The following is a 7057-nucleotide window of genomic DNA, read 5'->3' on the forward strand; positions in this document are numbered from 1 at the left end:
GGACACGCCCGGGGCGCTTCACCCGCCACGGCCCCAGCGCCGCGGAGCTGACCCGTGTTACTTTCCTTAATCACGGCGGCCCCCCTACGGCGGCCCGCGCGCGCGGGCGGCCATGGGCCGCCGCCGCTCCTTGTCTCCGCCACCGCTCCGGCGGCCCCCACCCGCTCAGCGCGCAGCCATGCCGAGGCGAACAGTCAGACCAGGAAGCAACGCGACCACTCCGAGCACCAGGACCAGGCCGACACCGACCAAGCGAGGCCGCGCCATCCGACCAGTCCGCGCTTCGCAGCCGATGGACTTCAAAGCAGCAGGCAGGCCCATGCGCCAGGCCGTTCGTCGGCAACGCCCAGGCCGAGAAGGGGTCGAGGTCCGTGACGAATGGAGGAAGCGTGGCTGAGGCCGGCGGGGGGTTGCTGGAGACACACGTGACGGGTGCTCGTTCGACGCACCCACCGCCGTGGCTGACTTTCGGTGGTGCAGGTCAGAACTGGGATGCGGACAACCGGACTTCAACAGTGACCGTCTCAAACTGGACAGCGGGGTACCTGGGTTGCAGCCGCACCCGCGTTCGAGCACGCCGAGCGCCCCGGTACCATCGGCACCGGGTTCCTGACCAGGGATTCCAAGACCGGACCACCCCAGATCGCTGTCCAGGCTGAGGGGCGGTCCGGTCTCTTCTTGTGGGCGTCCGCCGCCCGCAGCACGGGCACGAGCGGCGGACGCCAGGAAGCCGCGAGCAGTCCCCTCGGGGGAGCGGGGACAGCGCGGCGGGCTTACTGCGGCGGCAGCTCGATTTCGATGGCGAGCGCGCCGAGCGCTTCCTTCTCCGCCGGGTAGATATCGCGGATGTTGGCGAGCTGCTGCCCACGGGAGGAGGCCGGGTTGACGTTCGCCGGACCCTCCCCGTCAAGCAGTTCCTCGAACGTCTTGTACTCCGTGACCCGCTTCACCAGGACGTCACACGTCTCTTCGGTGCCCTTGATGCGGAAGCGGATGATGTCTCCGGCAGCCAGGTCTTCGAGGTGGGGGTACTTCACCCGCACCTCGATCGTCTTCTGACCAGCGGCGACGAGGTCGAAGTAACGGCGGTAGAGGTTCAGTTCACGGACGCGCGCGGCGGCAGTCTCCGTCATGGGGCGGGAACGCTCCTTGCTGTTGCAGCGGACATGAGCCGGCCGAGTTCACAGGCCGAGTACGAGCGGAAAAAATGGCGTGGGTCGGCGAGTAACACGTCGGTCAGACCGAGGAGGCGATCGACGTACTCTCCCAACGAGCCAGGCCACTCGCGGGTGTCGAGCATCCACGGGGCCGCACCGTCGGGCAAGGGCGCGCGCCCCTCTCGGATGAGGGACTTGGACAGCTTCGCGCCCGTGTCCGTGACCACCTGGGGGCAGAAGAGCCGGGCGGTCATCTGTCCGCGAGTGAGGCCCACAGCCTGTAGGGCGCCGTCGACGAGCAGACAACCGGGCATCCAGTCGCCGCCCTTGACCATGACGTACAGCGTGCCTCGCGCTCCAACGACCGCCAATTCCTTGACGAGGTTGCGGTACAGCGTGGCGAGGTCGAGGTATCCCCCCGTCGCGGGTTCGATGCCGACCTCGTATTCACCGTGGTGCAGGCACACAGCCGAGATGGTTGCCCGCTCGAAACCGTCGTCACGGACATGGGTGCGTTCGGCGTACTTCTCGGCCCACCCGCAGCCAGGGCGCGGGCAGGGAACACGAACGTGTGGCACACCGGACGACGGAGACAGATGCCAGCGCGCGGCGTCCAGGCGGGGCAGCAGAAGCAGCCAGGTACGGCGGAAGTGCTCGCCCGCCTGCTGCTGGCTTTAGGTCTCGACGGAGTACGGCACGTCCAGGCGCTCGGACAGCGCGGTGAACAGCGGCCGGTACAGCTTGTCGACCTGGTCAGCGATGCCCACCTCGCCCAGGGCGTGCGCGTAGGCACGCTGGTAGCGGTGACCGGTCTCCTTGTCGCTGACGATGGCATACGGGGCGTTGTCGAGTGCGCTGAACTGAACTTCCGCCGGTACGCCGAACCTGTCCCGGATCCGGGCCGCCGTGGCGAACGTGAGCGACTGAACCAGGGACGTTCCGATGTGCGGTGCTCCGTTGATCTGCGTTCCCACCACGAACACGATGCGTTCCGGAGCCACCTGGGCGATGTGCGGCATCAGCAGGTCCTCAGCACTCGTCAGCGCGTTGGCCAGCACGGTGTTCGGCGATACGGGATAGATGGTCACCACGTCTTCCCCTCGGTAGATGGGCAGGACAGCGCCGCAGAGCGGCGAGTGTTCGTCAGCGGTAGAGCTGCGATTGCGTGGGGACCCGCCCCCGCGCCGGGGGGAACCGGAAAAGACGCGGGGGCGGGAGTCATCGGGTCGGACGACGCCCGCGGGGACGTCGGTGACGGCCCGCCCTTACGGAGGGGTGGGGTAGCCCCCCGGCCACGGCAGGATGCTGCGGAAGGCGAGGCCGGCGAGTCGGCAGCGGGTACACGCGAAGGCAGTACCGAGCGTCGTAGTCCGCCACGGTGAACACAAACGCGCGGCCTGCGGCGAGGGCGCGAAGAGCTTGCTCGTACGCCCGATCGCACTCGGCCCAAGCGCGTAACTCGACATCAGGGCGCGGGACTTCCGACCCAGCGAGAACGAGCGGTGCGTCATTGAGGCCCAGAGCCCCGCCGTCCGGGGACAGCAGCCGTGCGAAACGGTGAGCGGACGCTCTCAGCCACCGGGCCGCGAGGCGTGGGGAACGGCCTCGATAAGCGGCGAGCAAGACTTCACGGGAGCCACTGAGGTCGTGGGCGGTGGCTTCACACCGGAATGCGACGGGAGGCCGCACGAAGGCACGTGCAGAGGTCGGTGGGGCGAGCATCAGCACGTCCGGGCTCACCGCCGACGATCCTGCGCCGATTCCCTCGCATGGATCATGCGGCCGAGCTGGTTGTAGTACAGCTCGACTTGCGCAGGGGTGAGGACGAGCAACGACTCACAGGTGCCTCCGTCCTCGTAGTGGACGGTGACCGCCATGGCGGCCTGCTGCGCACGGGGGTCGTACACGGCGTCGCGCCGTACGGGCGTGACGTGCGTGACCGGCACCGGCACGGGGCGGAGGGTGGTTCCGTCGGACCTTGCACGCCAATCCGCGCCACCGCCAGGCGGACGGAGTTGGTAGGACGCCGAGCTGTCACTTGGCAGCGCGACGACGACCCCGATCGTCCCCGCCTTGGCCAGATCGATGGCGAGATCGCCAAGGCGGGGATGGAAGGGGCTGCCTGCACCCAAAGCGGTCTGGGAGGCGGGGAGTTGCTGCGAGGTTCGTTCGGCCATGCCCCGAAGCTAAGTGTGCGCTCGGGGCCCAATATGAACCGCAGGAATATGACCGTCAGCCGTCGAGGTGGAAGCGGTCTGACATGCGACGCAGCTTCTCACGAGTGCTTGCCCGTTCGGCGTACACGATGCTGCGCAGCGTTGACCGTGCGATGGGGTGATTGCGGACGAGTTGGGGCGCGATCTCCTCAGCCTTCTCCAGTTCCTTCAGAGCCTTGTCGCGGTTCCCGTCCCACAGCCACGCGCGGGCAAGGTCCATGTGATGGTGCCCTTGACGGGAGTTGGGAAGAGACGCGACCAGCTCCTTGCTCGTGCGCCGGTTTATCGACAGCGCCTCACGTTGCTCATGCATCTCCAGGGCGACGCTGATCGCGTGGATCTGCACGTTGCCCGGCGAGAAGGTCAGGCTGTGGCGGTCGTACACCGGAGGGCCGGCGGCTTCCTGCATCCGCTTGGCTGCACTCCGCGCGTGCTTGATCCGGTCCTTCGCTTCGGCCTTGCGACCGCCGCGCGCGGCAGAGACAGCAGCGCGCAGTTGCAATGTCCCCCAGGCCCGAACAGCCAGAGGGTCACCGCGGTCGTACTCCCGCTGCACACTGCGAATCGCCTTGTCCGACAAGGCAACAGAGTCGTCCCAGTCCGCCGTTGCCCACATATCCCACACACGCATCCAGTCAGCGACGGCAGGCATCACCGGGTCGCCCGACAACCGCGCAGACCATGCGGCCCGTTCGCATGCCATGGCCACCAGTTCCGGGTGTCCAAGTGCGTGCGCGGCAGTGTGGGCAAACTTGCAGCACACCGCGTAGATGGCGTACGCCTCTTCCTGCTCATGGCCTGTGGCGACTTCGGCCAGAGCACGCGCCTCACGAAACAGGTCGGGGAGCCCTGTGTTTTACCCAGGGCTGCAGCGAGGTCGGCTTGCGTCATGCCGAGGCGGAGCCGTGCGCGACGTGCGCGACGGCCGATCTCTTCGGCTTCTTCCAGCATCAGCGCGCCCCCCCGGGGGTGAGGCACCGGCGTTCCAGCGGGCGGCGAGGCATCGTGCTCCATCCGTCGGGGCTTCTACCCATGACGGTACCCAGGCTGCGTGCCACGTGTGGAGTGCAGCAGGTCACCGCTTCCGGATTAGCGGGCCCGGGGGATCGCCATCAAGGCAACCGGGGCAAGCGCTGAAAGCGGGCCGGACGGCCACGACGGCACGAGATACGTGATCACGCAACGGCATCGGCTTAGCCATGCTCAATGCCGAAAACCCTGCGTGCGATCCCCCGCTCGTTCGCCTGACGACTACGGTGCCACTCAAGCTCACAACCACACCACATCCGCCGCACAGGACGCAGATACATCGATGGCTAGCCCAGCGACCAGCATGAACCGATAAGGCCGGCGTCTATTCAGCCACCTTGAGACAGGTGCTTTACCTGCTCCTCGAGGAGCGATTGCGTGGCATCCGTGAAGTCCTGCACGAAGGTCTCTAGAATACCTGGCGGTTGAGGAGCAATAGTTCCCCACATCCAGCCGAGGAACACCGCCGCAAAAACCGTTAGAACCGCCGCAAGGACGGTCAAGCGGATCGTGGAAGCGCGCTCCGCCCTTTCCTCAACGGTTCGCTGTCGACTCTTCCCTTCACGCAGGGAAGGCGGCTTCCGCCTCGATTGTTGCGTGCCTGCAGCGTCCGACATAGGGCCTCCACTCGCTGCGGTCTCCATTGGGTGCCGAGCGCGCAGCGCCTTCAAGGTGCTCTCTGGCGATGAAGTCGTCACCGGGCCAATTTACGGCATCACGCGTCGTGGGTGGTGCGAAGCACACCCTATCTGAACTCAGCCATCGCCAACTCAGTCGCGCGATTTCGCATAAAAAAGACATAGCATAGCAATCCTCGTGATTCGCATTTTTTATCCTCATGGGGCTGGAGCAAGGGCATCGAAGATCAACTCGCGCTTCGAAAAATGCCGCCGCCCGCCATGAGCCCGATCCCAGATCTCTGCAGAACGCGCCCCTTTCTTGCGCTACTACCAGGCCCCCTTGCGGGTAACGGTCAGCGACACCACCAGAAGGCCAACCTTTCGCATGAACGCGGGAGCCGATGCGGCCCTGTCGACTGAAGCGACAACCCAACGGGGAGCCATTACCAGCCAAGAGCAAGCTCTGGCCATGTAGCGAGAACTCGTTTCAAAATTTTCCACTTTCCGCACGTGTTGCCCCAAGAGCACACATCAACACGTGCAGGTTGATGGCACCCGTTTTACGCCATACCTGAAGTAAACCCCTGTTCTATATCGATCACCTCCGGCATGTTGATCACCGCGAGCGAGTGACGGCGAATCACCACTTTCGTCCGCTTCGTTCGCCGACCGAGGCATTGGTGTCAGCTGCGGAGGATTTGCCGTCAAACACAACGTCATGCGACTGAATTTACGTCGCCTTGGCGTCCGCGGAGAGGTCTTCCGAGTCCTCTGCTGCACCCTCGCCTTGGAGCTATTGCCTCAGCGATCTCCTTAAACACCAGGAGGAAAAAAATGAACATTCGAGGAATGGCCAAGCAGGCGCTCACCGCTGCTGCCCTCACTGTGACTACGGTCGCTCTGAGCACCACCGCCGCGTGGGCCGGCACTAACGGCCACGCATACACGGATTTCGAGGACTGCGGAGTTCTCTCCTGCACGACCATCGAGGCAGGCGAGGGCTTTTTCACTGCAAATGGAGACCAGTGGAAGGCTTGCGACCTTCTGTCCGACGGTGATCGAGTCATAGTGGAAGCTCGCTGGGTGAGCGGTGGGGCGACGCACATCTATTCCGCCACCGCCGCCAATGGCACCGGAACGTGCGGCACGTACACGAAGGACATTCCCGAAGGTGTCACGGTGAACCTCAAGGTGTGGCACCAGAACGGTGCCAGCGGGACGCCTAAGGACGTCACCAGCTTTAAGGGCGTCGCCTAAGATGCACGGCTGCGGGCTGCCCTGACGAAAATTTCAGGGCAGCCTGCCATCGCGACGATAGTCACATCGCGACAGACGCGGGCATTCAAAGATATTGGCCATCACGCGCCCCTTGTATGCAGATCAGCAGTTCCAAGCATGCGCCGACACGGTCACCTGCGCACAAAAGCAGAGATGCCAGAAGATTAATCGAATTCTCTGCACCAATCCTGCAACAAGCCAATTCAATTAAGGAGACGGGCAATGGGCATCAAAGGAACAGCTATAAAAGTCTGCACTTCAGCTGCAATGGCAGTGACAGCAGTGGCCCTCAGCGTGACGCCAGCCTCCGCTGGCACCAATGGCAGTGAATATACCCGCGTCCAAAGTTGTGGAGCCCTCTCGTGCACCGCCCTTCCGGTCGGTAGAGGTACTTTCACAGCCAACGGAGACAAGTGGGAGGCGTGCGACCTCAGTGCAGATGGTGATCGTGTCGTCGTCGAAGCCCGCTGGGTTAGTGGCGGGGCAACACACATCTACGCCGCTACTGCCGCGAACGGCAACGGAACCTGTGGTTCGTACTCAAAGGACATCCCCGAAGGCGTTACGGTGAACCTCAAAGTGTGGCACCAGGACGGTGCCAACGGAACACCGAAGGACGTCAACGCCTTTAGGGGCGTCGCCTGATCAGACGACTGAGGTCTCCTAGTACTCCAGCAGTACTTCGTGGCTTGACCTGGGGAAACGTCGAGCGGTGGGAGTGTAGCGGGCAGTTGGCCGTCACGGGCGGGTTCTGCCC

5 protein-coding genes and 2 pseudogenes are annotated in these 7057 nt (G+C 64.5%); 2 read left to right on the plus strand and 5 right to left on the minus strand.

Translation table 11 applies throughout. The features are described from left to right. Positions 1–773: 773 nt before the first annotated feature. The 5 genes and pseudogenes from ACIBAF_RS48460 to ACIBAF_RS48480 all read right to left on the minus strand — a co-directional run bounded on the left by ACIBAF_RS48460 (position 774) and on the right by ACIBAF_RS48480 (position 4905). Positions 774–1133 carry an ASCH domain-containing protein gene (locus ACIBAF_RS48460; protein ID WP_399473129.1) on the minus strand — a complete coding sequence of 120 codons (360 nt, stop codon included), beginning with the start codon at positions 1131–1133 and terminating at the stop codon, positions 774–776. Further along, a pseudogene (locus tag ACIBAF_RS48465) lies at positions 1130–2245 on the minus strand (hypothetical protein). Before ACIBAF_RS48465 ends, ACIBAF_RS48460 begins: the two are co-directional and overlap by 4 nt. Positions 2246–2893: 648 nt before the next feature. Then, complete coding sequence (locus ACIBAF_RS48470; protein ID WP_399473131.1) at positions 2894–3334, minus strand: hypothetical protein; 441 nt, start codon at positions 3332–3334, stop codon at positions 2894–2896. A 55-nt stretch (positions 3335–3389) separates the two neighbouring features. Continuing rightward, positions 3390–4324 (minus strand): annotated as a pseudogene (locus ACIBAF_RS48475) (transcriptional regulator). 407 nt (positions 4325–4731) lie between these two features. Next, on the minus strand, positions 4732–4905 hold the full coding sequence (locus ACIBAF_RS48480) for a hypothetical protein (RefSeq protein WP_399473133.1): 174 nt from the start codon (positions 4903–4905) through the stop codon (positions 4732–4734). A 966-nt stretch (positions 4906–5871) separates the two neighbouring features. On the opposite strand from ACIBAF_RS48480, the gene ACIBAF_RS48485 reads away from it, so the two are divergent. Together ACIBAF_RS48485 and ACIBAF_RS48490 are read left to right on the plus strand one after the other, a co-directional pair. Further along, complete coding sequence (locus tag ACIBAF_RS48485; RefSeq protein ID WP_399473135.1) at positions 5872–6279, plus strand: hypothetical protein; 408 nt, start codon at positions 5872–5874, stop codon at positions 6277–6279. Positions 6280–6522: 243 nt separating this feature from the next. Further along, on the plus strand, positions 6523–6945 hold the full coding sequence (locus ACIBAF_RS48490; RefSeq protein ID WP_399473137.1) for a hypothetical protein: 423 nt from the start codon (positions 6523–6525) through the stop codon (positions 6943–6945). Positions 6946–7057: the final 112 nt, after the last annotated feature.

This window comes from Streptomyces sp. NPDC051677 (genome assembly GCF_044453465.1).
Taxonomy (GTDB): Bacteria; Actinomycetota; Actinomycetes; order Streptomycetales; family Streptomycetaceae; genus Streptomyces.

What these genes read in the sequence shown, in the direction of transcription:
- ACIBAF_RS48460 (WP_399473129.1), bottom strand. Translation starts at nt 1,133, where the DNA reads ATGACGGAGACTGCCGCCGCGCGCGTCCGTGAACTGAACCTCTACCGC.
- ACIBAF_RS48470 (WP_399473131.1), bottom strand. Translation starts at nt 3,334, where the DNA reads ATGGCCGAACGAACCTCGCAGCAACTCCCCGCCTCCCAGACCGCTTTG.
- ACIBAF_RS48485 (WP_399473135.1), top strand. Translation starts at nt 5,872, where the DNA reads ATGGCCAAGCAGGCGCTCACCGCTGCTGCCCTCACTGTGACTACGGTC.
- ACIBAF_RS48490 (WP_399473137.1), top strand. Translation starts at nt 6,523, where the DNA reads ATGGGCATCAAAGGAACAGCTATAAAAGTCTGCACTTCAGCTGCAATG.